Here is a 23,695-nt window from a genome sequence, read left to right as displayed (position 1 = left end):
TTTTTTGTACTGCCTCTACTTGACAGGGTTATGACCAATCTAGCGGCTTTTTTACTTTAGCAGTAGGAGTGGCTATATTTTATTTCCTGCTTCCACTCGGCTTGAAAGGATCGTTATGGTGAGAAAAATAATTAATTGTATTCTTGTCTTGCTGATCGTTTGGGTAGCGCTACTGTATCCTTTTCGTTCTGCTTGGTTTGAAGGTATAATTCGGATTCCTGAAGATCTTCATGGCGTTTATTTACTCTTCTTGTTCTTTGGATATCTGATTTGTTCATCGGGTATGGGACTTATTCTTTACAAGATGTGTTTTAAACGAAACGAATAGTAATTACTAATTACAGCAGGCAAATCATTCAATTCTCCAAGAAGAAGGTGACAACATGTTTTACTACAAAGGTGCGTTCAGGGAAACGGACAATTTTATCTATTTCAAAAGCGATGTTCCATTAGTCGAAAGTGATGTCGTCGTACTTGGTGAGAAAACATATTTTATCGAAAGTGTCGAGAAAGAATTCCTCCTCCTTCAAAAGGTGGGCTCGATCGTTTCAGTGAGTGTATGAAATCTTAACGAGTCCATCTCCTTTTTCAGGTGTACGTGCACTTATGGGCCCCTGCCTACATACAATAAATCGACCCTGTTCCCACATGTGCTCAGGCCAGATCGTTGTAAAACTGCAGGAGGTGTCATCTGTGCCCGGATTGTTTACCGCAATTGCCCTGTTCATCAAAGAGTTAACGTTACTCGTCTCGTATGTCAAAAATAATGCATTTCCCCAGCCTCTAGCTGAGGATGATGAAGCCAAACATTTACGCCTCATGGCTGAAGGCAATGCACATTCGCGTAATTTGCTTATCGAACACAATCTGCGCCTCGTTGCGCATATCGTCAAGAAATTTGACAATACTGGCGAAGACCAGGAAGACCTGATTTCCATCGGAACGATTGGTTTGATTAAGGCGATCGAAAGTTTTCAACAAGGCAAAGGGACCAAACTCGCGACGTTTGCTGCCCGTTGTATCGAAAATGAAATCCTCATGCATTTGCGTTCCCTCAAGAAAACACGTAAAGACGTATCCCTACATGATCCGATAGGGACGGACAAAGAGGGCAATGAAATTACCCTTATAGATATTCTCGGAACAGAAGCCGATGACGTTGTAGATAAGGTGCAGCTCAAGATTGAAAAAAGCAAGATTTATCGCAATCTCGATATTCTGGATGATCGGGAGAAGGAAGTTGTGATTGGCCGATTTGGCCTGGAGGCAGGCGGGGAAGAACGCACCCAACGCGAGATTGCCAAGGAACTTGGCATCTCACGCTCCTATGTATCGCGGATTGAGAAACGGGCGTTAATGAAGCTGTATCACGAGTTTTATAAGCAGAAATAATTGCTGATTCGATTCTAGAGCTCATTGTATCAAGATTTCGATTCCAATACATCTCGCTTCAAATATGGAAAGTTCAGAGATCGATTTGTTCACAACACCTGTACATTTGAAAGACAAGGAAGACATATCCGTGCATGATCGCATTAGTACGGACAAAGAGGACGACGAAATTACACCTGATTGATGTCCTCAGAAAAGATTGGACGAATAAAGGATTGGGTGCAGGGAGTGTAATGAACAAAAATAATCGTTGCACAGAAGCAGAGGCGCCTTGGACCAAAGGTGGCCTCTTTTTTGGATCATATAACCTAAATAAAGGGATTTTACATAGGGTGAAGAATATCTTCTAATTAGACAACTTTAAGATATAAGGAGTAAATGATGATGAAGGTTTTTTTACAGAAGGTTCCACTCTGGTTTTGCTTGATCTGGATCGTAGGGATGATTATGATCATTGTTAACATGTTTCAATCGAATTCTAGTGTAATGTCAACGCTTGCCCTACTTATGATTAACGTTGCTAATGCTATTCGGATTTGGAAAACCGAACGTCCTTTAGCCATGATCTTTTTAGCAGTTGGAGCTCTATGCTTAGCTTTACTTTTTAAAATATGCTATATAAATTTTTCAGCTATATGAGATTAACCAAGGAACGTACATAAGCCGACAATGTTGTGGATCGGATGTAGCTCAAGATTAGAAAAGTAAAGGGACGGAGAAACGAGTATTTAATGAATGAAGCTGCACCACGAGTTCTACAGGCATACATATACAAGCATACCATATAAAAGTGACCAGAAGCAGAGGGCGCCTTGCACCAAAGGTGGCCTTTTTGCTGTACAAAAAATATAAAAAAGGGATAGGTATTCAGGTCGGATTATTATATGATGAGTTGTATACAAGTTGGGCATCGTAGAGAGCATGTGCAGAAAGAGAGTGGTGGTTACCATGCAGGAAGAAAGGTTAACAAGGGGATTAAAGAACAGGCATGTGCAGCTGATGGCGATTGGAGGTGCAATCGGGACAGGCCTGTTTCTGGGAGCAGGCAAAACGATCCAACTGACAGGGCCATCCATTTTGCTGGCCTATATCATCACGGGTGTTGTATTGTTCCTGATTATGCGTGCATTGGGGGAACTGCTGCTTAGCAACTTGCAGTATCATTCCTTTGTCGATTTTGTGCGTGATTACCTGGGAAATATGGCGGCATTTATTACAGGCTGGACTTACTGGTTCTGCTGGATTTCAATTGCCATGGCAGACATTACGGCAGTTGGCTTGTATACACAGTTCTGGTTCCCGCATGTCCCTCAGTGGATGCCGGGGTTAATCGCGCTGGTTATTTTGCTAATTATGAATCTGGCAACGGTCAAGCTGTTTGGTGAGATGGAATTCTGGTTTGCCTTGATTAAAGTAGTCGCCATTCTGGCACTCATTGTTGTTGGTTTATTTATGATTTTCAAAGGTTTTACCACCGATCAGGGTCCCGCGAGTTTCACCAATCTGTGGAGTTACGGGGGATGGTTTCCGAATGGAATGCATGGATTCCTCATATCGTTCCAGATGGTGGTGTTCGCCTTTGTAGGCATGGAACTGGTGGGACTGACAGCGGGGGAAACCGAGAATCCGGAGAAAGTTATTCCAAGAGCCATTAACCAGATTCCTATCCGCGTACTGCTCTTCTATGTTGGCGCACTGCTGATTATTATGAGCATCTATCCATGGAACGCGATTGTGCCCAGTGAAAGTCCGTTCGTTCAGGTGTTCGCAGCCGTAGGCATTGCAGCAGCTGCCGGCATTGTGAATTTCGTGGTACTGACATCCGCTGCATCGGCCTGTAACAGTGCCATCTTCAGTACAAGCCGTATGGTGTTCTCGATGGCGAAGGATCACAACGCTCCCCAATCGTTCGCGCGATTGAATAACAGGAAGGTTCCTTCCAATGCGTTGTTTTTCTCGACGATCGTTATTCTGATCGCGATTGTGCTGAACTATATCATGCCAGAGGGTGTATTTACACTGATCACCAGCGTGTCGACTGTGTGCTTCATCTTCGTCTGGGGCATCATGGTAATCTGCCATCTCAGATACCGCCGTACCCGGCCAGAACTGGCAAGTCGCAGTCGCTTCAAGCTGCCGTTATATCCGTTTTCCAACTACTTGATTCTGGCGTTTTTGGGTTTTGTGTTGGTGATATTGGCATTGGCGGAGGATACGCGTGTAGCGCTATTTGTTACCCCTGTGTGGTTTATTCTGGTTGCCGGGATCTACCTTCTCAAAATGAGAAAATTGAGCCGTAACAGACCGTAGGACTTAGCTTTGTTGCAAAATAAAGCCGCCCAATGATATTGGGCGGTTATTCATATTTATATTCTTGCAGCCTCTTGGCTTTCACGAATGCCCGCGTAGATGGCATCACAGATATCGGTAGTATACTGACCTGACATTCCTTCAAGTGCCGTATTGGTAAATGCTGTGACACTAAGTTCTTCAATTGGATCAACAAACCACGAGTGTCCATAGGTTCCGCCCATTCGCCAAGTACCCGGTGATTCCGGTGTGCCAGCTGCAACAGGGTCTTTGAGTACTGTAAAACCAAGGCCAAACCCTCTTCCTGGCCAATACGGCATTACAAGATCACCGATTTGATTGGTAGACATCTCAGCGGCAACGGCTTCCGTTAGGACGGGCTTTCCTCCTTGTCGCAATGCTTCAAGTAGAGTAAGAAAATCTCCGGCACTCCCAACCATACCCGCTCCGCCGGAGAAATAAGCAGAAGTATCATTCGCGCGGCTAGGTGCAAGCCGGAACCCGGATGTCCCTTCAATAAAAGGAACCTGCTCCAATTCATCATGGAGAAGACGCGGTTCATCAGAACCATCAGCGTATGCTGCGGTCAACCGATCCGCATCCACCGCAACAAAATCAGTGTCGGTCATGTGAAGTGGATGAGTAACCAGCATTTGAACAGATTCACGTAGTGACATTCCAGTGACCTTTTCGATAACGGCACCAAGTACATCCGTAGCAATGGAATACCTCCACATGCTCCCAGGCTCATACAGAAGAGGAGCCGTAGCGAGCTTTTGGAGATTCTCTTCCAGACTAATTCCCGACAAATCCATCCCATCCGAGATCCCTGCACGTTCATAGGTCCCTTGGTCTTCTTGGAAGAAACGATATGTCAAGCCGGCGGTGTGCGTCATCAACTGATGAACTGTTATTGAAGCGTCCTGACCGTTGGGAAGCTTGGGCCGGAATTCAGGAAGCCAGCGGGTTACCGAATCATGCAGACTCAGTTTTCCTTGTGAGACTAATGCCAGAGCTGCTGTCGATACAATGGGTTTGGTTACAGAAGCCAGCCGAAACAGAGCGTTTTCCGACATAATGCGTTTATGCTCCCTGTCTGCATAACCGGCGGCTCGGCTGTAAACCAGATTTCCTCCTAAGGCAACTTGTACAACCGTTCCCACGATTCTTTTTTCGCTTAGAGCGCAGTCTATTGCTTGATCCACATAAGAATGCAATGTTGTTATGTTTTCTTTTCCCATTCCAATCTCCCTCTCTTCAGTTGATGTGCTTGATTAATGATTCTGACTGTGTTTATTATATATATGATTTATCTTGTATTACATAAGGTATTAAAGGTACTATAATGAATTGGTAAGGATACTTAAGGTAATATTAATTCATAACTTATAGATTTAAAGGAGTGGGTTACATGGACGAAATTGATCAGCATATTCTGTTTCACTTGGAGAATCAGGCGAGATTATCCATGACCGAATTAGGCAAGCTGGTGGGATTATCTCAGCCTGCTGTTACTGAACGAGTCAAACGCATGGAAGAAAAGGGGGTTATCGAGGAATATCGTACCGTGATCTCCCCATCCAAATTGGGCAAGCAAAGCACAGCATATGTCCTTTTTCGTACCCGGGACTGTTATCCCTTTCTGGATTTCTGCCGTTCGTCACCTGAAGTCGTTGAATGTTATCGGATCAGCGGGGAGTACAATTATTTGCTGAAAATCCTCACAGATACCATCCAGGGACTCGAAGAGTTTGAGAACAAGTGCGATCCGTACGGCACCTATATGACCTTAATCACCATGTCTTCTCCTATTGCACATAAAAATCTCATGGAAGGACCAAATTTGCTGGCACAGGCAGAATAAATGGAGGTCTCCAAAATGAAGGAAGGGCAGAAGGGGCTACCCATTCCATTTAGAGCGAATAACGTTTGGTCGATTCATTAGACTAAATTACCAACAAAGGGCTGTTCCCCGTCATGTTCATGACGTATGGGACAGCCCTTTTCATTTCTTGCATAATGGCTTTCTTTCCTCTGCTAATTCCCTCTGGGAAATCCATATTTATGAGCACGCATAGCTACGAGCAGCGCAGGAATCAGCAGAATAAACAGCGACCCGGGAAGGGATCCAGCTCCAAACACTTCAAGAAGGATGCCCCCGATGATTCCTCCTCCGCCGATCGCCAGATTCCATGCTGTAACCAGCATCGATTGGGCTACATCTGTGCTTTTGCCTCCAGCTTGAGCAATGGCAGTTTGCAGCAGAGTGGCTGCACCGCCAAACGTAAGTCCCCAGATCATAATTCCTAGGATAATAATCGCAGGTTGATGAGTACCGATCCCCATCATGACAGACGCCAGAGCGAATGCTGCCAGGCTGATGATAACTAATCTCCTCAAAAACCGGTCGATGAGCATTCCGGTCACCCAAATCCCCACAATGGAAGTGATGCCGAAAATGAGCAAAATCAAGTCTACTCTGTTAGCAAGCACGGTCTGGGCAAGGTAGGGAGAAATATAGGTGTATAGGATGTTATGAGCTAGCATCCAAGCGAGGACAACAAACAGAATGGGCCTAACTCCCGGGATGATAAACACCTTATGCAGCGGAAGACGTTCACCAGTTGGTTCTCCGGCAAAATCCGGCACTTTCCAGAGAACCCATACTATTAAAGCTGCGGTCAGAAGAGATACAATACCGAAGATGGGGCGCCAGCCGATATAAGAACTGAGAAAACTACCGATTGGAACACCAAGGGCTAGTGCTACCGGTGTGCCAACCATAGCCACGGCCATGGCTTTGCCTTTTAACGAATCCGGGACCATCCGACGTGCATAACCTGCTGTCATTCCCCATAACACCCCCGCAGAGACCCCGGCCATGAAACGAGCAGCAAGTGTCAGGATATAATCCGAGGATAAGGCGGTAACGGTGTTAAAGGCAAGAAAGCCGCTGATGCATAACAGCAGAAGAGGTCGACGTCTCCATCCACGCGTAGCAGCTGTCAAGGGAATGGCAGCCACAAGTGATCCAACGGCATAAAGAGTCACCAACTGTCCGGTAAGGGCCTCGGTGATCCCCAGGTCTTTTGCAATTTGCGGCAGCAGTCCCGCAGGCAAGCTTTCAGTGAGGATGCAAATAAATCCAGCCATAGCTAATGCAAGCAGTCCAGCCCACGGAAGGCGTGCTGAAGATATGGAAGGCAGCTCCCTTTGGTTGGGGAGGGATGTGTTAGTACCCATGCACAAAACCCCATTTCATATATTTTTAATCCTATCCAGAACTATGCTTATAAGCTTATATAAAAAAAGCATTCTTTTGCATACCGGATTAAAGGTAATAAAGGGGTTTTATCATGATATTCCTTTTATTTTGTAAGTTTATCCGTTAATTCATAGCATTGTCGTCCATGTAACCACTCCATGATTCTCAGGGCGGCTTCCATGTATCGCTGGCCTACAAGCAAGCCGGTGTGGGTCGTATTCCAGAGTCCTGTGTATTCAGCGCCGAGCTGTTCTGCTGTCAGTTTACCTCTCAGGTCTTCTTCATCGGAGCTTACGGCTTTGATTACGAGACTTGGGCATGTAATCAAACCGCCGTCTATGGAGACGCCTTCATCCGCTCCGAACATAACGGAGAACTTGCTAAATGCGAGCGATGACTCCATCTGCAGATATTTACGCTGAAATGCAATGTCCTCTACCGTCTCATCTGTACTGGTCAGTTCATCACGGACAGGGGCAGGAATAATGATTCCAGGTGTAATTCGATCTGTTTCCGGATAGGGCACTAACCGATGCACTTCCTGGCTCAGACTGGCGTCGATCACGACCAGACCCGCAAGGGTGACCGTTTCAGCCAGCTTTTGGCTGAGGATACCACCCATGCTGAACCCGATGAGGATTGGGGGTTCTCCACATTCAGTGATGACCTCATGGATATCTGCCAAGTAATCCTCAAAAGTAATCTTCGTCATATCCATGACTCTGCTCTTGTAGTGGCTTCTCAGATTCATTACGTAGCAAGTCCACCCTTGATGAATAAAGTGAGGGATATATTTGCTCCACATCCAGCTGCCCGTGTAAGCCCCGTGGACAAACAGGAGAGGGGGCTTTTTTTCGGTTAGCCCTGTAAGTTTATCTCCTTCGAATATTTCCAGAAATAAGTCATTTTCCCCAATGGTTTTCACAGCATGTTCAGGCAGTGCTTTGGTGTAATCAATCATGAACGATTCCTCCTTGTGGTTTTAGTTTTATATCAAATTATTTATCCAAAAAAAATTAGAAGTTGTTATGAATCTTCATCAGAATTCTCAGGAACTCCTCTTTCTCTGTTTCAGTGATATCCGAGTAAAAAACATTCAGCATATTTTGGGAAATATCCTCAAAAACGGGCTTTAGTACCTCACCTTTCGAAGTTAACGCCACATGAACAACCCTGGTATCCGCCTGGTCTCTCTCCTTGATGACATATCCAATACGGACCAGCTTGTCAACAAGGGCTGTCACGGTGGATTTATCCTTTCCGATTTTTTTGGCGATCTCGGCCATGGTCATTCGGGGTTTGCTGAACAAAGCATAAATGATATCCCCATGAGAGGTGGCAATATCATGGATCCCATGCTTGGCCATCTCGGATACAATGAAGCGGTTAACCTTCTCTTTAATTTTGGAAATGAGTGATATAGCGTCTCTTGTTTTCATAAGTGAAATATAGTTTGTTATCAAACTAATGTCAAGTCGTTTTTTGATATGAATAGCGGAGAGCCGGGAGACACCGCGTTCGAGATGAGCATGCTGAATGTGAATTTCATCAAGCAATTTCTAGAATATCTTGCCGGCTCATAGAATGATGGTTGTAGTAAGTATAATCATGGTCGAAGAGTAACTTGAAAAGAATGGACAAGAATGAAGCCACACCTTTCATTCCTCCCTCCTGATCGTTTACAATAAGACATTGAATGCAGCAAACGAAGGAGCGGTTAGGGATGGCCAAACAGAAATATTATGTCGTCTGGGAAGGCAAGAAGCCAGGCGTGTATAACACATGGGCAGATTGCAAAGCACAGACGGATCATTATACCGGAGCAAAATATAAATCGTATGAATCGAAAGCGGCCGCAGAAGAGGCGTATCGTGCCGGATGGAAAGGGAACTGGGGTTCAAGTGCAGGAGGAGCAGGCGGTGCGTCGAAGACGAAGTCGGGCAGTGCCGGAAGAAGTTCGGGGATGGAAACCTCGGCTGAAATCGACTATGATAGCATTTCGGTTGATGTCGGTACACGCGGTAACCCCGGACCTGTAGAATACAAAGGGGTAGATACCCGGACAGGTGAAATTATATTCTCTGTTGGGCCAATCTCCAAAGGTACGAATAATCTGGGTGAATTTCTCGCCATTGTACATGCCCTGGCGCATCTCAAAAAAGAGGGTAGTAGCAAAACCGTTTATACGGATTCGGTCAATGCGATGAAATGGTTGAAGCAAAAATCGGTGTCCACGACACTGGCACGGGATGCCTCGACCGAAGAAATCTGGCTAATGATTGATCGGGCCGAACAATGGTTGCGGACGAATACGTACAGTAATAAAGTGCTGAAATGGCAAACGAAACAATGGGGTGAAATCAAGGCCGATTACGGCCGAAAATAGCCCTTTTTCGCTGTGATTTCTTCATTATTAATTTTCTATGAGAAACGATGTTTACAATTTCCAGTTTCCATTCTATAATCAGTTCAATATGATACGTTACACATATGGGGAGGAGCCTGTCATCAGCAGGCTCTTTTATCTTTATGGACCATCGTATCCATAGAAATGTTGAATTTAGTACACTTTGCAGGAGGCAGACATGGGTTCCATTTATAGAAGTGAAGAAGGCAAGAGCAGCATACTTGAGGAATACGAAGCATATGTTGCTCAATTGGGCGAGGGTTTTACACGAGAATACGTTGAGACGCGTTTTGGACAGACACATGTTTTGTTAACCGGTCCGGAACATGGCAAGCCGTTATTTATTCTCCAAGGCGGGAATTGTGTAAATCCGATGACGTTATCCTGGTTTTCTTCGCTATTCAAAGAATACCGGATTATTGCACCTGATACGATCGGTCATCCAGGGTACAGTGAGGAAACACGGATTTCGGCAAGGTTTGATAGTTTGGCTATGTGGGTTTCTGACTTGATGGACCACTATAAGATCGAAAAAAGTGCATTTATCGGTCCTTCCTTTGGCGGAGGAATCATCCTAAGACTGGCGACCTACATTCCGGACCGAATTGCATGCTCCGTTTTGGTAGCACCGGCTGGTTTGGCCGTGGGCTCCAAAATTAAAATGGCCCAGGATATTGTGCTGCCGCTCGTTACGTACCGAATGACTTCTTCTCCAACTTCTCTGCAAAAGATCGCGGATACCATGTCATGCAGCTGTATGAAAGAAATAGATAGAACCATTATCGGCAAAATCTTCAAACACGTCAGTCTGGAGCAGGATATGCCCAAGCTTACAGAACGGGAAGAGCTGATTAACTATACGTCGCCAACCCTGCTTCTAGTGGGGGAGAAGGATGTCTTTTTCCCGGCAGACAAGGTGATCGAACGTGCTCAGAAAATCATTCCGAATGTAAAAGCAGTCAAGTATGATACAGGTCATTTCCCGTCCCAGGATGTGTTAGTCCATATGAATGAGGAAATCCAGCAGTTTCTAAAGAGTAATTATTAAAAAGTTGCAGGGGATGGGGCGGCTCCAAGGTATGACGGAGATTCCTACAATAAACCGCCCTTTCTGTCGATAACATACTAGATCGGTGTTCCGGCTTTATGGGGTTCTGCGTTTTATAGTTATTTCATTTATTTTCGCATGGTATGTTTCAATGGGCATCATTCGGTTTAAATAGATGGTTGGCGATGTAACGCCTGTCTGGTTGGAACCGAATGATGCAGCATGCGACAAGTCTTCCGATCGACAAGGTTGAAAAGAGGTCTGTTATGATTATGAGAAAAGATAACTCCAAAATCGCATTGCAGCGCAATGTTATTTTGAATGATACATATCAGGTTAGACAAGTGCTGGCGAGCAGCGAGCTTGCCATTGTATATGCAGGTAGAGACAAGAATACAGGCTTAAAGGTAGCCATAAAGGAATTTTTCCCGCAAAGATTGGCTGCCCGCCACTCAGATAAACGGGGAGTGTTCTGTTCTACTAGAGGGTTCAGTGGGCAGTACCAAGAGCTTCTTGCGGCCTTTATGGTAGAGGGCGATCTGTTATCCACCTTGAATCATCCTCATATTGTTTCGTATGTGGATCATTTCGAGGCGAATGATACAGGGTATCTTGTGATGGAATACTGCACAGGGTTGTCTCTAACTGAATATCTGAACGAGCGTAATCACGCGCTGGATGCCTCGTTTATCACAAAGACGCTGCTCCCGCTCGTAGATACGCTGGACTATATCCATAATCAAGGGATTCTGCACCGGGATGTGAAGCCCTCTAACATTATGGTGATGGAGGATGGGGCACCCATGCTATTGGATTTTGGATCAGCAGCTCGCTGGCCCATGCAAACGGGAGACAAACAGACGATCTTTACCTCCGCAGGATATTCGCCGCTTGAATTTTATTCGGAGAAATCCAATCAGGGGCCGATGTCAGACATCTACAGTCTGGCGGCGCTGCTTCATTATTGGACTTGCGGACAAGCGCCGATGGATGTAAAGCAGCGGTTGTTCCGAGACGAACTGCCATCTGTACGTACGCAAAATGAGTATGTGAATCCGTGGCTCGCGCGTGTAATCCACTGGGGTTTGTCCGTCCGCTCCGAGAAACGCTGCGCTTCTCTGGCTTGGGTCAGAAGGTCGCTGCGGGTTCAAGCCTGGATATGGACATTCCGTAAACCGGGCACGGTCGACTGGACTTTATCCGAAGATGAACATACTCAGGTCTATGCCTTGGAGCCTCAGAAAAAGGATGAGACGGCTTAAGGGATGACCTCTATGTGAAACGAACAGTTACACTTAATGAATGTAATCGCATATATAACATAATAAACAAGCCAGTTTGTCTTCCTTGCGGGAGCGAACTGGCTTTTTTCTGTTTTTTAAGCAAAACGCTTTCTGAAAGAAACCTGCATCGGGAGTGGCGTTTCAATGCTCGCAAAAGAAAAATGATTTCTTTTTTTAATGGAATTATGGAAAAATACTTCATTCTCATTCCTGATGCTGCATATACTCCATTGGAAAGATGGAGTGATAAGTCAGGACATCGTACGCAAGCGCTGGCTCCCGTCTTATACCAAACTGAGGGGGAATGTTGTGTGACCACCAACAGAAAAGGTTTCACAGTATCTTTGCTGTTCGTCGTTATGATGTCGATGTTGCTTGCTGCCTGCGGAGGAAACGGCACTACGGCGGGGACGCCGAGCCCGAAAAGCGCTGGGGGAACAGGCACAGAAGTCGACAAAGGTGCTTCGACTGGAGAGCCTGTCACTCTGGAGTTTTGGACCATTGCACTGCAACCCACCTTTAATGATTACTTTAATGATCTGATTGCCAAGTATGAGAGCAGTCATCCTGGCGTGACGGTGGAGTGGAAGGACTACCCTTATGATGCGATTTCACAGCGTTTGTTGACCAGTACGGCCAGCGGCAACAGCCCTGATGTTGTGAATCTGAACACCGAATTTGCCAGTCAATTGGGAAGCAAGGGAGCCTTGTTGAATCTGAACGAATATTTGACAGATGAGGAAGCGAAGAGTTATTTTGAAGGCATTTTTCAATCCACTATCTTGAATGGTAAGGCTTACGCGCTTCCCTGGTACACAGGTACGGAAGTACTGTTCATGAATACAAAACTGGTGAAGCAAGCGGGCCTTGACCCGGCGAATCCACCTCAGACTCGGGAGGAGTTGGTTGAGTGGGGCCGTCAGGTCCACGAGAAGACTGGCGTAGCGGGATATGCGCAGCAGCTTGTCTCCAAGCTGTTCCCGATCGATGGTATCCCGATTCTGAATGAGGATAAAACTGCAGCTGCCTTCAATACGCCAGCTGCCGAGGAGATGATTGCCCAAATGCGCGATCTGATGGCCGAAGGTGTGGTGCTGAAGGAGGATGCGGAATTCAGCAAGCAGATCCAGTATTTCTCTGGAGAACAGGTGGCTTTCCAGTTGTCGGGGCCAACGTTTATCAACTTTATCAAAAAATCTGCGCCGGATGTCTACAAGAATACGATTGCTGTACCACTGCCAACGGGCAAAGCCAACCTGAGACTCTCCAACTCCATGAACCTCGTTGTGCCCCAGAAGTCCAAAAATCCCGAGCAAGCTGTAGAGTTTGCCGCCTTTATGACCAATTCGGAGAATCAGACTGCCTTCTCCAAAGTAGCCAATACGTTGCCGTCGAGTAAAGCCTCCATTCAAGATCCGTTCTTTACGGAGTCCGACGGCTCGCTGGAAGCGGAAGCAAAGGTTGCTTCTTCCCAAAGTCTCGACAAAGCGACGGATTATATGGTCGGCGTCCCGAGTGCTGCGGACATCAACTCTGCACTAACACGGGGATTGCAGGAAATTCTGATGAATGGAGCCGACATTAAAGAGACACTGAACGCTGTGGAGAAGGAAGTGAACAATATCCTGAGCCAGGGCTCTTAAACAATCGCGGTAAAGTTGTAGAGGGGGAGTTCTTTCTCCTCCTCGATCCTTGAGGTGAGGGAGGCATAACGGGGTGTATAAGGCGATTCGATCCGAATCTTTTGCCGCATGGGCTTTTATGGCACCAGGCTTATTGTTTTTGGCGGTGTTTACGTTTTGGCCGATTATTTACGGGATACCGCTCTCATTCACCGATTATTCTGTTATTACGGAGACGCATTACGTAGGGCTGGATAACTTCACTCGTGCCTTCAAAGATCACAATTTTCTGGTCTCACTGTGGAATTCGTTGGTGTATGTGCTGATTGTACCCGTGATTCAACTCCTCTCCATCTTAATGGCGATCCTGGTCAACAGCCGGATTCCGGGTGTCAAAATGTTTCGGGCTGCCTATTACATTCCGGTTGTAACTTCAATGGTTGCCGTGGCGTTGATCTGGAGCTGGCTCTTGGGCAATAATGGCGTGGTCAATTACCTTCTGTTGAAGATAGGGATTCTCAGCGAGCAGGTCTCCTGGCTCTCCACAAGTAATACGGCGTTGTATGTTCTGATGTTCATCACCATGTGGAAAGGCCTGGGCTACTACATGATGCTGTATCTGGCAGGACTTCAGAGCATTCCTGCTGATCTCTATGAAGCAGCCCGGGTGGACGGGGCAGGGCCGCTGAGAATGATTGTTTACGTGACGATTCCTTTGCTGCGGCCGCATATTCTGTTTTGTACCTTAATCTCGGTCATGGGGGCGATCCGCGTGTTCGACGAGGTCTATATTTTGACCAAAGGCGGGCCCGGAACCTCCACGCTGACCTCCAGTGTTTATATTTTTCAAAAAGGGCTGGAACAGTTCAACTTCGGTTATGCCTCGGCGCTTGGACTGATCGTCAGTGTGTTGGTAGGGGCGCTTAGCGTGCTGGTGTTCCGTCTGAACCGGAAAGGCGGGGTGAATTCCTATTGAATCGGATTCTGAGTCTGAGGACACTGTCGTCTAAAAAAGTGAAAAAAGGCCTCCGCTATTTGATCACCTATGTACTGTTAATCCTGCTTGCCCTGTTTATGATGGGTCCGTTCCTGTGGCTGCTTAGCGTATCGCTCATGCCAGGTCGCAATGTGTTTGCGAGTCCGCCTGCGATCCTGCCCACATTCATCGCATTCGACAACTATGTGCAGGTGTGGGAGTTCATGGAGTTTCCACGCTACATCATGAATACTGTGGTCATTACGCTCCTCGGGGTAGTGTTCAATATCGTTTTGTCCTGTCTGACGGCATATCCGCTGGCGGTTTTTCGGTTCAAGGGAAGGAATCTGGTCTTCACACTGCTGATCTCGACCATGGTTATTCCGTCTGCCACGGCTATGATTGTGCATTATCTGACCATACAAGCCTTGCATCTAGGCAATACATTTCTTGGCGTGGTGCTCCCGGCTGCGGTGTCGGTGTTCAACATCTTTCTGATGCGGCAGACCTTTCTGGGCATACCGGTGGATATCAGGGATTCTGGCAAAATGGATGGTGCCTCCGAGCTTCGTATCTTCGTACAGCTTGTCATGCCTCTGGTCAAGCCAGGCATTGCCGTCATTGGGCTGCTGGAGGTCATGGCATTCTGGAACAATTTCCTGTGGCCGATTGTCGTGCTGGATGATCCGCAGAAATATCCGCTGGCCGCAGCTCTTACGTATTTAAATGGTCAGTTTTCCTACAACTTTGGCTGGATTGCCGCGGGAACAATGATATCGGTATTGCCGATTATTATCGTTTTTCTCTTTACGCAGAAATACTATATGGAAGGCATTGCTGGTGCGATTAAAGGGTGAAACGAACGAGTTACGAAGATGACCGGATTTAAGTGCAGAAAGGATGATTGCATTCATGCCAAAGCAGTATAAGTTAGCATTTATCCCGCTGGATGAACGACCTTGCAACTATGAATTCCCTTATTTATTGGCACATGGGACAGAATTCACCTTGGAACGTCCGCCCTTAGACATGATGGGACTCAAGAAACGCCCAGGCGATGTGGAGCAGCTCTGGTCCTGGTTCGAGGAAAGCTGTGCAGGGGCAGACGGTGCAGTTGTTGCACTGGATACGCTGCTCTATGGTGGTATTATTCCATCGCGCCTGCATGAGCTGAAGATGGAAGAACTGACCGAACGTCTGGAACGAATTAGGGGAATCAAGAAGCGTCACCCACAGCTGATCCTATATGCGTTCCAACTGATTATGCGCTGTCCGCAGTATTCCCTGTCGGATGAAGAGCCGGATTATTATGCTGAATGGGGGCGGGAAATCTTTCGTAAGGGCTTCATCAGCCATCGGCTGGAACTGGGGATTGCGACGGATGAGGAGATCCGCGAACTGAAGGAAATTGACACCCGGCTGCCACCCGAGGTGCTGGAAGATTACCTTGGGCGAAGGGCAATAAATATTGCAGCGAACCAGCAGGTGATGGCTCTGGTGAAGGAAGGGATCATCGATTTCATGATTGTTCCGCAGGATGATTCGGCGCCTTATGGTCATACGGCAAAGGATCAAGAGAAGGTCCGGGCAAGCATTACTGCCCTGGATCTGGAGCTTAAGGTCTATATGTATCCAGGAGCAGACGAAGTGGGCTGCGTACTGCTTACCCGGATGATGAACAAAGCCCGCGGCCGAATGCCGCTTGTGTATCCCCGCTTGTCGTCTGTACAAGGCGCATTTGTTACACCGTTGTTCGAGGATCGATTTTTCTATGAGACCCTGAAGTATCAGATTCTGGCCGCAGGCGGACTCATTGCATCAAGTGCAGATGAGGCGGAACTGATCCTGCTAATCAGTACGCCGGGTGAGACGATGGCAGAGGCGGTATCGCAGCAGCATGCTTTTTACAGTTATGATGTGTACCGGAACCTGATGGAGTTAATAGAATACGGGGATTATCTGCTTAGGTGCAAGGGGAAACCGATCGCTGTCGCGGATGTCGGATACGCCAATGGGGGCGATCAGAAGCTGGTCAAGATGCTGCGGCAAAAAGACATGTTATTCGATCTTGCCGGGTATGCAGCCTGGAACACGAGTTCCAACTCGCTCGGAACCGTCATCTCGCAGGCCATGATCTATCTCATCTATGGGCGTACACAAGAGCATCTTGATTTCCTCGCACTGCGGTATGCCGAGGATGTCTGCTATTGTTCCATTGTTCGGGGAGAACTGAGCAATGGCCCGGTGCAGGAGATGGGGTACGGCAAATATATGCTGGATGGACCGCGAGGCCGCATTGCTGCCCGAGTAGAGGAACGGCTGCGTCAGGAGCTGGTTGTTCGCATTGACAGTTCTTCTGGAAGTGTAACGATTATCGATTGTTACATGCCGTGGAACCGGATGTTCGAAGTAGGGCTTTCTGTACGGTTTGTCCCGACCGCGTGTGCGAGCGAGAAGTAGATTATAAGAGAGAGAGGGTGGGGAGCCTGAGAAAAATGACCCTGAAAAACCTTCATCAGGGGCTGATCGTTTCCTGTCAGGCGCTGCCGGATGAACCGCTGCACGGCGCGGCGTACATGGCGCGGATGGCTGCGGCTGCTGAAGAAGGCGGAGCAGTCGGGATTCGGGCGAACGGTGCCGCAGATGTGCGGGCGATCAAGCAAGCCGTATCGCTGCCAGTCATCGGTATTGTGAAGCGCAATTACCCGGATTCTTCGGTATATATCACTCCTACGATGAGAGAAATCGACGAGCTGCTGGAGGCGGGTGCAGATATCATTGCATTGGATGCGACCCGGCAGAAGCGGCCGGAGAACGATACGCTTGAACAAATTACAGACTTTCTGAACGAAAACGGAACGGTTTCCATGGCGGACATCTCGATTCTGGAGGAAGCGGTATACGCTGAGTCGCTTGGAGTTAGCTGTGTCTCAACTACGCTCGCAGGTTACACACCTTACTCCCGGCAGCAGGATGGACCGAATCTGGAGCTATTGAAGCTCGCTGCTCAGCGTCTGAAGATTCCGGTCATTGCTGAAGGGCGAATCAGCCAGCCCTATCAGGTGGAACAGGCGCTGGAACTGGGGGCTTACGCTGTAGTGGTAGGCTCTGCCATAACAAGGCCGCAGCTGATTACCCGGCGGTTTGCGGAAGTGACGACAAAGATGAGGATGAGAAACGATGGAAATGACGGATCGAATTAATACGTATTACCCTTCAATGACCAAGTCGGAGCAGAAGGTAGCACGGTGCGTCGTGGAGCATCCGGATAACCTGATCTATCTATCCGTAACAGAGCTGGCTGATTTTGCAGGGACGGGAGAAACTACGGTGATGCGCTTCTGTCGCAAAATCGGGTTTAAAGGTTATCAGGATTTCAAGCTGATGTTGGCCCAAGGGCTGCCAAAACGGCAGATTCATCTGGAAAGCGGGAGTGAAGAGAATGATGCTGCGGACCAGTTATATGCTTCCATGATAGGTGTGCTTCAATCGACGCAGGGGATGCTGGATCGAGAACAACTGAAGCAGGCTGTACAGTGTTTGGATCAAGCACGATATGTGCAGTTCTTTGGCGTAGGCTCTTCAGGGATAACGGCTCTGGATGCCAAGAATCGCTTCTTGCGCATCGGGCGGCGTGTGGAAGCCAATTCAGACAGCCATATTCAGTCCATGATGGCGGTGACGATGGGGGAAGGCGATGTTGCTTTTGGCATCAGCGTATCGGGGAGTACACTGGATACGAATGATATGCTGATGAAAGCCAAACAGAACGGAGCAAAGATTATTGCCATGACGAATTATGCCAAATCTCCTATTGCCTCCATTGCAGATGTTGTACTTTTGACTGCAGGGAAGGAATCTCCGCTCGAAGGTGGGTCCGTCGGGGCCAAAATATCCCAGTTGTTCATTATCGATCTTCTCTGCCAGGGGTTGGAGGGACTGCATGTGGAAGAGAGCAAGAAAATGAAGGAATGGACAGCAAGGGCGGTTATTGAACGTATTTATTGAATCATGTACCTGAATGGGGGAGAAGCCGCTGCGGCAGGTCATTGGTGTGGATATCGGAGGCACGGGTATCAAGGGGCTTGTAGTGAATGAAGCCGGAATGGTTCTTGCGGAAATGGCACGGGCAACAGAGACGTGTCATGGGCGGAAAGGCATACTTGGACAGTTAAATGAGCTGTTGAGTGAACTGCTGGCAGGATGTTCGGAGGTGGAGGCCATAGGCCTTGCTTCAGCCGGCAGGGTGAATGTAACGACAGGGGAGGTAGTCTACGCCACCGACAATTTACCCGGTTGGCAGGGCATGCCGCTTACACAATGGGCTGCGGAAACGTTCGGATTGCCTGCAGCTGCCGATAACGATGCCAATGCTGCGTTGATCGGAGAGGCATGGCTTGGAGCAGGCCGCGGCAAGCCAAGCCTGGTGATGCTGACTCTTGGCACCGGTGTCGGTGGAGCCAACATGTACGAAGGCCGACTGCTGCGCGGAGCTGGCTGGCGCGGCGGGGATTGGGGACACAGCGTACTTGTGCCTGGAGGACGTCCTTGCAATTGTGGCAAACAGGGTTGTGTGGAGCAATATGTTTCCGGCAGTGCGCTCCAGCGGATTGCACTGGAACAGACGAAGAGTACGTATACTCATGGCTGTGAGATCATGGCAGCCGCAGGAAGGGGAGAAGCCACAGCGCTGGTCATTCTGGAGCAATACACTGCCGATTTGGCGCTGGTTATAGCCAATATCAGCGCATCGATGGATCCCGAATGGATTATTCTCGGTGGTGGAGTGATTCATGACCATGCCATATGGTGGCATCGGCTTACCAACAAACTGCACAGTGAAGGGCTGGCAGACCGGATTGTAGCTGCTGAACTTGGCAACCGGGCTGGCTGCTTCGGGGCGGCACGACTGGCGCTGGATCGGTTGTACCGAGATGGATCAACTTGGCCCGGAGGCAGCGACAAGGGGGAGAAAGCGCATGGCTATTGAACAGGAAAAATGCACTGATGTTGTCATTATCGGGGGCGGACTTGGCGGGACAGCTGCTGCACTCGCCGCAGCCAAAGCAGGTCAGCGGGTGCTTTTGACGGAAGAGACGGACTGGCTTGGTGGCCAATTGACCTCGCAGGCTGTGCCCCCGGATGAGCACCGCTGGATTGAACAATCCGGCTGCACCGAATCGTATCGTGAATTTCGCAGCAGGGTCAGGGATTACTACAGAAGGAATTATCCACTTACGGATTCCGCCAGGTTTAATCCCATTCTGAATCCTGGCAATGGCTGGGTCAGTCGCTTGACGCATGAGCCCAAGGTGGCACTTGCGGTTCTGCATGAGATGCTTGCGCCCTATGTGAATACTGGACGGATCGAAGTGCTCTATCATACCGTACCGGTTCATGTGGATACAGCAGATGATCGGGTGACTGGCGTGATGGTGCGTGAAGGGCGAAGTGGAGGATTAATTAAGCTCCGGGGTGCCTATTATCTGGATGCCACAGAATGCAGCGATCTGCTCCCCCTTGCCGGAGTGGAGCATGTAATTGGGGCGGAATCTCGGCAGGAGACGGGTGAACCACATGCCCTGGAAGAAGCAAACCCGCTAGACATGCAGTCCATTACCCATGTGGCGGCGGTGGATTATGTACATGGTGGGAACTTCACCATTCCCCGTCCACGGGAATATGACTACTGGCGACAGTATGTCCCTTCGTTCTCAACGTATCCGATCCTGAGCTGGTACGCTTCGGATGCGAATGATACCTCCAGGCTGAAAGAGTTCACGATGTTCCCGAATGAACAGGGTGTTGTCTCCCTATGGGATTATCGGCGGATCGTTGATCCCGACTTATGGTCAGAACCGTTGAATGACGGTGGAGTGACACTGCTTAATTGGGCATTGAACGATTATTATGCTGGTCCCCTGATCGGCGTATCCCCAGAAGAAAGGCAACAGCATCTGGAGGGCGCAAAACAGCTAACTCTCTCGTTGGTGTATTGGCTTCAAACCGAGGCTCCCCGTCTTGATGGCGGAAAGGGCTATCCCGGCCTGCGGCTGCGCGGAGATGTGCTCGGCACGGAAGACGGTCTGGCGAAAGCTCCCTACATTCGGGAATCACGCCGAATCCGCGGCCTGTATACCGTAACCGAACAGGATGTGAGCAAGGAATTGCGTGGAGCAAAGGGAGTAAAGCGGTACGAGGACAGCGTAGGCGTAGGCAGCTATCATCTGGATCTCCATCCTACTACCGTGAGCCAGCGGACCTTTTATATTCCTAACCATCCCTATGAGATTCCGCTGGGTGCACTGATCCCGGTACGAGTCAAGAACTTGCTCCCAGCTTGCAAGAATATCTCCATGACCCAGATTGCGAACGGTTGTTACCGTCTGCATCCCACGGAATGGAATATTGGAGAGGCTGCCGGTACCCTTGCGGCATATGCGATTGCTAATCAGGTTGAACCGGCGGCAGTAAGAGAGACAGATGAGCATCTTCAGTCCTATCAGGCACAGTTGATTCGGCAGGGTGTTCAGCTGCATTGGACAGATGCGGAGCTGGAAGAGGAGTGTTAGACAGACGTTTAATAGAAAGTCTCTATAGCCACTACACATAAACACTAGAGATAACAAGGGGATAAAAAAAGATGATTCCTGTTCAGTGTTCAGTACAGGAATCATCTTCTGTAGGTCGATTAACTCTACTTTGTTCATCTGTTTTAGACAATAGTGCCATTCCGGGTTGATGATTCTTATCAAACTGCGATTATCCCATGGACTGCTGTAGATCTTTCTTTTGTCCTACATAGATATTGGTACTTGGTTTGATGGCTTTGTATCGAATTTCAATCTCCGTGACTCCATCCTCGAACGTAATATACAACTTTTCATTGTACTCTAGAGCTTCTGTATGTCTGGGCTTCACGGGTGTTCGTCCTCGGACGACAGTACAGTTCGTGTCATGCCGCACCAATAACGTTTCTTTTTTACCAGCTTCCAGCCAGATTCGTCCGGACTCCGGCACCTTGACCCCAACGTCCATTCGATTAAATAGTTCACTGAGACTTACTTTTCGTCGCTCCAATGAAGTCAGTGGCCAATTCGTCACGGGGATATCTTCTCCGTTCGCAGTGGCGAGGAAGTACCCTTCCAGTCTTCCGCGGAATACTGGTTTTGGTTTCAGCACAAACCAGTACAGGGCGAAGATGCCCCCGGCTGCGAGGAGACCCAGTCCCGTATAAAGCAGTACCTTTTCACGTAAAGAATGAATTTGCAGCTGGATGTCTGCAGTAATACTCGCCCCCTCAGAATCCGTTGCTGTCACTTTAATGGTTGAACTTCCGGTATGAAGCGAAGACCAACGCAGTATATTGCCTTCAATGACGGCATCTCCGAGTTTTCGCTCATTACCACCATCTACGAGGACATACGATAATGGATCATTATTGGCATCTTTAAAGTAGTTGCTTAGGTCAACATCCGTATTGCTATTGTCTTTGGATAACACCATGGATTTCCCAGTTGCTATGGGGGCCTGATTCGTAATGTCTACTTCAACCGGCGTGATTTCCCGATAAAAGTCAGGACCGTCGATTCGTAGTCCCCATGTGTATAGATCTGACTTGGGAAAAGTGTATTTTCCCATAAATCCGCTGCCTGTATTGGTCAAAGGGATACGCTCTGTTTTCCCATCAGATGGGGTCACAATGAGTTCTGCTTCAAGTCCCTTGTAAACATTCAAATCCTGAATGGGTTTAGGGTTCACGGCCTGATCGTAGAAAGAGGCTTCAAATGTGATACTTTTCCCCTTAACTGGCTGCTCTGTTGCCATGTTTGCAACCGCAGACACGTTATAGTTACCGAGCAGGTTGATTTTCACTAGATCCCCGCTGCGGCCTTTGAATTTCAGTTTGAATTGTCCTTTGACCGGACGAATGATCTTCATTAGAGCATATTTATCAGACCGGATGAAGCTGACATTGCTGGACTGATAATAGAGCTGAGCTTCAGAGACAGCATGATCAGAGAGCATGATAATGTTGGCATCCGCCATGCTTGAATTGGGAATATCGACAGTTACCTCCTGCATCGCACCAGTTGCTGTCACTGCCGCCACAGACACAAGAACAGACTGAATCTGATCTGCAAAAATCCGGTTGAAAATCTCCGGCAGGTCGTCCGCACTTCCGGTAATAAAGGAAGATCCACCCGTCTCTTGCGCTATTCGCTCCAGTTCAGCGGGATTAACCGTACCATCGCGGTTTAGCCCGACGGTATAGATGGGATAATCAGCTTTTTGTGCCATCTCAATAACCTTGTCCACATCTTTGGAGGAGTCAGCTGGTGTTCTGCCCGTAGAACCACGCAAATCCGTTTCCCCGTCAGAGAGCAAAATCATAAAAGGCTTACGTTTATCCGTCTTGGATTGTTCAAGCAGGCTCGCGCCTCGGCGCAAGCCAAGTCCAAGATCTGTATATCCTGAGCGTTTTAAGCCATCAACACGGCTACGAAGATTATTCCGTGCCCCAGAGGATGATATATCCAATAGAGGTACGGACGAAGTAATTTGATCATTATAAGCTACGAACCCCAATCGGGTCTTAGGTCCACTACTCATATCCATAAACATATGTATAACTTCTTCGGCAATGCGATCTTTGTCAGTCTCATTCATGGAGTAGCTAACATCCAGGACAAACATGGCATCTAGCCCCTCATACGCGTGGGTCTTGACAGAGGATCCCGCGTACACGCTCCCAATGTCCCATGCTGGAAGTAAAACGATAATTAGCAATAGGGAGAGCAGTATTTTTTTGCATTTAATTAATATCATGTGAGGCTTCGAATCTCCTTTCTGGTTTGAAAACTTCGGTTCATTTTTTGGGAATATCAAAACTTTTTTGAAAATCTTTTGCTTATACACGATATAACGCCGTTATGCGTAGTTTTCATTAGTTGAGAATAATGCAACACCGCATACTTTAAGTATTTTTACTCTTGATTAGGGGGAAAAACCCACTAGTCTTAAATCATTGAACATCATCCAAATTATAGGATATTCTATATCATCGGCATGATTCGTAAAGAAGTGAAGCGAATTCCAGAAATTAGTTCTATAGGTATATAGAAGGTCATAAAATGAGCTTTTAGACCTATAGTGGGTAATATTGACAAAACATATCGCTGATGATTAAGATGAATTCCATAAATCTCCAAAGCAAACGGCATAATCTGGTACATAAGTTCCAGTCGTATGTTGACAGCTCGTTCTATTGGTCTTGTGTTCCTGAGAGGAGTGATTCTCTTAGATTACGACCAAAGGCTGATAGAGACGTGCGGAGTGTCAAAAATTGATGGAGGGGGGGAAGCATTCGCCTGAATGATCACCATCCTGGC

General features: G+C 47.8%; 20 protein-coding genes. 15 read left to right on the top strand and 5 right to left on the bottom strand.

The features are described 5' to 3' along the window. Nucleotides 1–383 precede the first annotated feature (383 nt). The 3 genes from PPA03S_RS30970 (at nucleotide 384) to PPA03S_RS30950 (ending at nucleotide 3,702) form a co-directional block, all read left to right on the top strand. Complete coding sequence (locus tag PPA03S_RS30970) at nucleotides 384–563, top strand: hypothetical protein (protein WP_062329829.1); 180 nt, start codon at nucleotides 384–386, stop codon at nucleotides 561–563. 130 nt (nucleotides 564–693) lie between these two features. After that, complete coding sequence (sigK, locus tag PPA03S_RS30965) at nucleotides 694–1,392, top strand: RNA polymerase sporulation sigma factor SigK (RefSeq protein ID WP_062329827.1); 699 nt, start codon at nucleotides 694–696, stop codon at nucleotides 1,390–1,392. A gap of 948 nt (nucleotides 1,393–2,340) precedes the next feature. After that, complete coding sequence (locus PPA03S_RS30950; RefSeq protein WP_062329821.1) at nucleotides 2,341–3,702, top strand: amino acid permease; 1,362 nt, start codon at nucleotides 2,341–2,343, stop codon at nucleotides 3,700–3,702. Between the two features lie 56 nt (nucleotides 3,703–3,758). Here PPA03S_RS30950 and PPA03S_RS30945 read toward each other — a convergent pair whose 3' ends face one another. Further along, nucleotides 3,759–4,943 (bottom strand): serine hydrolase domain-containing protein, encoded by a 1,185-nt coding sequence (locus PPA03S_RS30945; protein WP_062329819.1) that lies wholly within the window; start codon nucleotides 4,941–4,943, stop codon nucleotides 3,759–3,761. 170 nt (nucleotides 4,944–5,113) lie between these two features. Here PPA03S_RS30945 and PPA03S_RS30940 point away from each other — a divergent pair, with 170 nt between their 5' ends. After that, on the top strand, nucleotides 5,114–5,566 hold the full coding sequence (locus tag PPA03S_RS30940; RefSeq protein WP_062329818.1) for an Lrp/AsnC family transcriptional regulator: 453 nt from the start codon (nucleotides 5,114–5,116) through the stop codon (nucleotides 5,564–5,566). 173 nt (nucleotides 5,567–5,739) lie between these two features. Here the strand turns inward: PPA03S_RS30940 and PPA03S_RS30935 are convergent, their stop codons facing one another. The 3 genes from PPA03S_RS30935 to PPA03S_RS30925 all read right to left on the bottom strand — a co-directional run bounded on the left by PPA03S_RS30935 (nucleotide 5,740) and on the right by PPA03S_RS30925 (nucleotide 8,406). Then, nucleotides 5,740–6,945, bottom strand: coding sequence for an MFS transporter (locus tag PPA03S_RS30935; RefSeq protein WP_062329816.1), 1,206 nt, complete (start codon nucleotides 6,943–6,945; stop codon nucleotides 5,740–5,742). Between the two features lie 125 nt (nucleotides 6,946–7,070). After that, entirely contained in the window at nucleotides 7,071–7,928 is an 858-nt protein-coding gene (locus PPA03S_RS30930; protein WP_062329814.1) for an alpha/beta fold hydrolase, read from the bottom strand. Between the two features lie 55 nt (nucleotides 7,929–7,983). After that, a complete protein-coding gene (locus PPA03S_RS30925; protein ID WP_062329835.1) occupies nucleotides 7,984–8,406 on the bottom strand; it encodes a MarR family winged helix-turn-helix transcriptional regulator in 423 nt (140 codons plus the stop codon). 284 nt (nucleotides 8,407–8,690) lie between these two features. Between PPA03S_RS30925 and rnhA the strand changes: the two genes are divergently transcribed. From rnhA to PPA03S_RS30870, 11 genes are all read left to right on the top strand, one after another. After that, nucleotides 8,691–9,353: a ribonuclease H gene (gene rnhA, locus PPA03S_RS30920; protein WP_062329813.1), complete on the top strand. Its 663-nt coding sequence runs from the start codon at nucleotides 8,691–8,693 to the stop codon at nucleotides 9,351–9,353. Between the two features lie 199 nt (nucleotides 9,354–9,552). Next, nucleotides 9,553–10,422, top strand: coding sequence for an alpha/beta fold hydrolase (locus PPA03S_RS30915; RefSeq protein WP_062329811.1), 870 nt, complete (start codon nucleotides 9,553–9,555; stop codon nucleotides 10,420–10,422). Between the two features lie 266 nt (nucleotides 10,423–10,688). Then, complete coding sequence (locus PPA03S_RS30910) at nucleotides 10,689–11,684, top strand: serine/threonine protein kinase (protein ID WP_062329809.1); 996 nt, start codon at nucleotides 10,689–10,691, stop codon at nucleotides 11,682–11,684. 332 nt (nucleotides 11,685–12,016) lie between these two features. Continuing rightward, nucleotides 12,017–13,348 (top strand): ABC transporter substrate-binding protein, encoded by a 1,332-nt coding sequence (locus tag PPA03S_RS30905; RefSeq protein ID WP_245683777.1) that lies wholly within the window; start codon nucleotides 12,017–12,019, stop codon nucleotides 13,346–13,348. Between the two features lie 73 nt (nucleotides 13,349–13,421). Continuing rightward, nucleotides 13,422–14,303, top strand: coding sequence for a carbohydrate ABC transporter permease (locus PPA03S_RS30900; protein ID WP_062329807.1), 882 nt, complete (start codon nucleotides 13,422–13,424; stop codon nucleotides 14,301–14,303). A 5-nt stretch (nucleotides 14,304–14,308) separates the two neighbouring features. Beyond that, the gene (locus PPA03S_RS30895; RefSeq protein WP_411835390.1) at nucleotides 14,309–15,160 is read left to right on the top strand and encodes a carbohydrate ABC transporter permease; all 852 of its coding nucleotides are present in this window, start codon (nucleotides 14,309–14,311) and stop codon (nucleotides 15,158–15,160) included. A gap of 55 nt (nucleotides 15,161–15,215) precedes the next feature. Continuing rightward, on the top strand, nucleotides 15,216–16,763 hold the full coding sequence (locus PPA03S_RS30890) for a DUF4127 family protein (protein ID WP_062329803.1): 1,548 nt from the start codon (nucleotides 15,216–15,218) through the stop codon (nucleotides 16,761–16,763). Nucleotides 16,764–16,798: 35 nt separating this feature from the next. Continuing rightward, nucleotides 16,799–17,506 (top strand): N-acetylmannosamine-6-phosphate 2-epimerase, encoded by a 708-nt coding sequence (locus PPA03S_RS30885; RefSeq protein ID WP_062329801.1) that lies wholly within the window; start codon nucleotides 16,799–16,801, stop codon nucleotides 17,504–17,506. Beyond that, nucleotides 17,484–18,311, top strand: coding sequence for a MurR/RpiR family transcriptional regulator (locus PPA03S_RS30880; protein ID WP_062329799.1), 828 nt, complete (start codon nucleotides 17,484–17,486; stop codon nucleotides 18,309–18,311). Before PPA03S_RS30885 ends, PPA03S_RS30880 begins: the two co-directional genes overlap by 23 nt. Nucleotides 18,312–18,324: 13 nt before the next feature. Beyond that, nucleotides 18,325–19,293 (top strand): ROK family protein, encoded by a 969-nt coding sequence (locus tag PPA03S_RS30875; RefSeq protein WP_068964295.1) that lies wholly within the window; start codon nucleotides 18,325–18,327, stop codon nucleotides 19,291–19,293. Continuing rightward, complete coding sequence (locus PPA03S_RS30870) at nucleotides 19,283–20,875, top strand: FAD-dependent oxidoreductase (protein WP_062329796.1); 1,593 nt, start codon at nucleotides 19,283–19,285, stop codon at nucleotides 20,873–20,875. The genes PPA03S_RS30875 and PPA03S_RS30870 overlap by 11 nt, the downstream gene beginning before the upstream one ends. A 190-nt stretch (nucleotides 20,876–21,065) precedes the next feature. On the opposite strand, the gene PPA03S_RS30865 is transcribed toward PPA03S_RS30870, so the two are convergent. Further along, entirely contained in the window at nucleotides 21,066–23,000 is a 1,935-nt protein-coding gene (locus PPA03S_RS30865; RefSeq protein WP_245683776.1) for a vWA domain-containing protein, read from the bottom strand. Between the last annotated feature and the right edge of the window lie 695 nt (nucleotides 23,001–23,695).

Source organism: Paenibacillus pabuli NBRC 13638 (assembly GCF_001514495.1).
GTDB lineage: Bacteria > Bacillota > Bacilli > Paenibacillales > Paenibacillaceae > Paenibacillus > Paenibacillus pabuli.
This window is presented reverse-complemented; position numbering and strand designations above follow the sequence as displayed.

Coding starts and splice junctions, on each gene's coding strand:
- PPA03S_RS30930 (WP_062329814.1), bottom strand. CDS start 7,928: ATGATTGATTACACCAAAGCACTGCCTGAACATGCTGTGAAAACCATT.
- PPA03S_RS30885 (WP_062329801.1), top strand. CDS start 16,799: ATGACCCTGAAAAACCTTCATCAGGGGCTGATCGTTTCCTGTCAGGCG.
- PPA03S_RS30865 (WP_245683776.1), bottom strand. CDS start 23,000: ATGTTTGTCCTGGATGTTAGCTACTCCATGAATGAGACTGACAAAGAT.
- PPA03S_RS30940 (WP_062329818.1), top strand. CDS start 5,114: ATGGACGAAATTGATCAGCATATTCTGTTTCACTTGGAGAATCAGGCG.
- PPA03S_RS30880 (WP_062329799.1), top strand. CDS start 17,484: ATGGAAATGACGGATCGAATTAATACGTATTACCCTTCAATGACCAAG.
- PPA03S_RS30950 (WP_062329821.1), top strand. CDS start 2,341: ATGCAGGAAGAAAGGTTAACAAGGGGATTAAAGAACAGGCATGTGCAG.
- PPA03S_RS30915 (WP_062329811.1), top strand. CDS start 9,553: ATGGGTTCCATTTATAGAAGTGAAGAAGGCAAGAGCAGCATACTTGAG.
- rnhA (WP_062329813.1), top strand. CDS start 8,691: ATGGCCAAACAGAAATATTATGTCGTCTGGGAAGGCAAGAAGCCAGGC.
- PPA03S_RS30935 (WP_062329816.1), bottom strand. CDS start 6,945: ATGGGTACTAACACATCCCTCCCCAACCAAAGGGAGCTGCCTTCCATA.
- PPA03S_RS30910 (WP_062329809.1), top strand. CDS start 10,689: ATGATTATGAGAAAAGATAACTCCAAAATCGCATTGCAGCGCAATGTT.
- PPA03S_RS30875 (WP_068964295.1), top strand. CDS start 18,325: ATGGGGGAGAAGCCGCTGCGGCAGGTCATTGGTGTGGATATCGGAGGC.
- PPA03S_RS30970 (WP_062329829.1), top strand. CDS start 384: ATGTTTTACTACAAAGGTGCGTTCAGGGAAACGGACAATTTTATCTAT.
- PPA03S_RS30925 (WP_062329835.1), bottom strand. CDS start 8,406: ATGAAAACAAGAGACGCTATATCACTCATTTCCAAAATTAAAGAGAAG.
- PPA03S_RS30945 (WP_062329819.1), bottom strand. CDS start 4,943: ATGGGAAAAGAAAACATAACAACATTGCATTCTTATGTGGATCAAGCA.
- PPA03S_RS30890 (WP_062329803.1), top strand. CDS start 15,216: ATGCCAAAGCAGTATAAGTTAGCATTTATCCCGCTGGATGAACGACCT.
- PPA03S_RS30870 (WP_062329796.1), top strand. CDS start 19,283: ATGGCTATTGAACAGGAAAAATGCACTGATGTTGTCATTATCGGGGGC.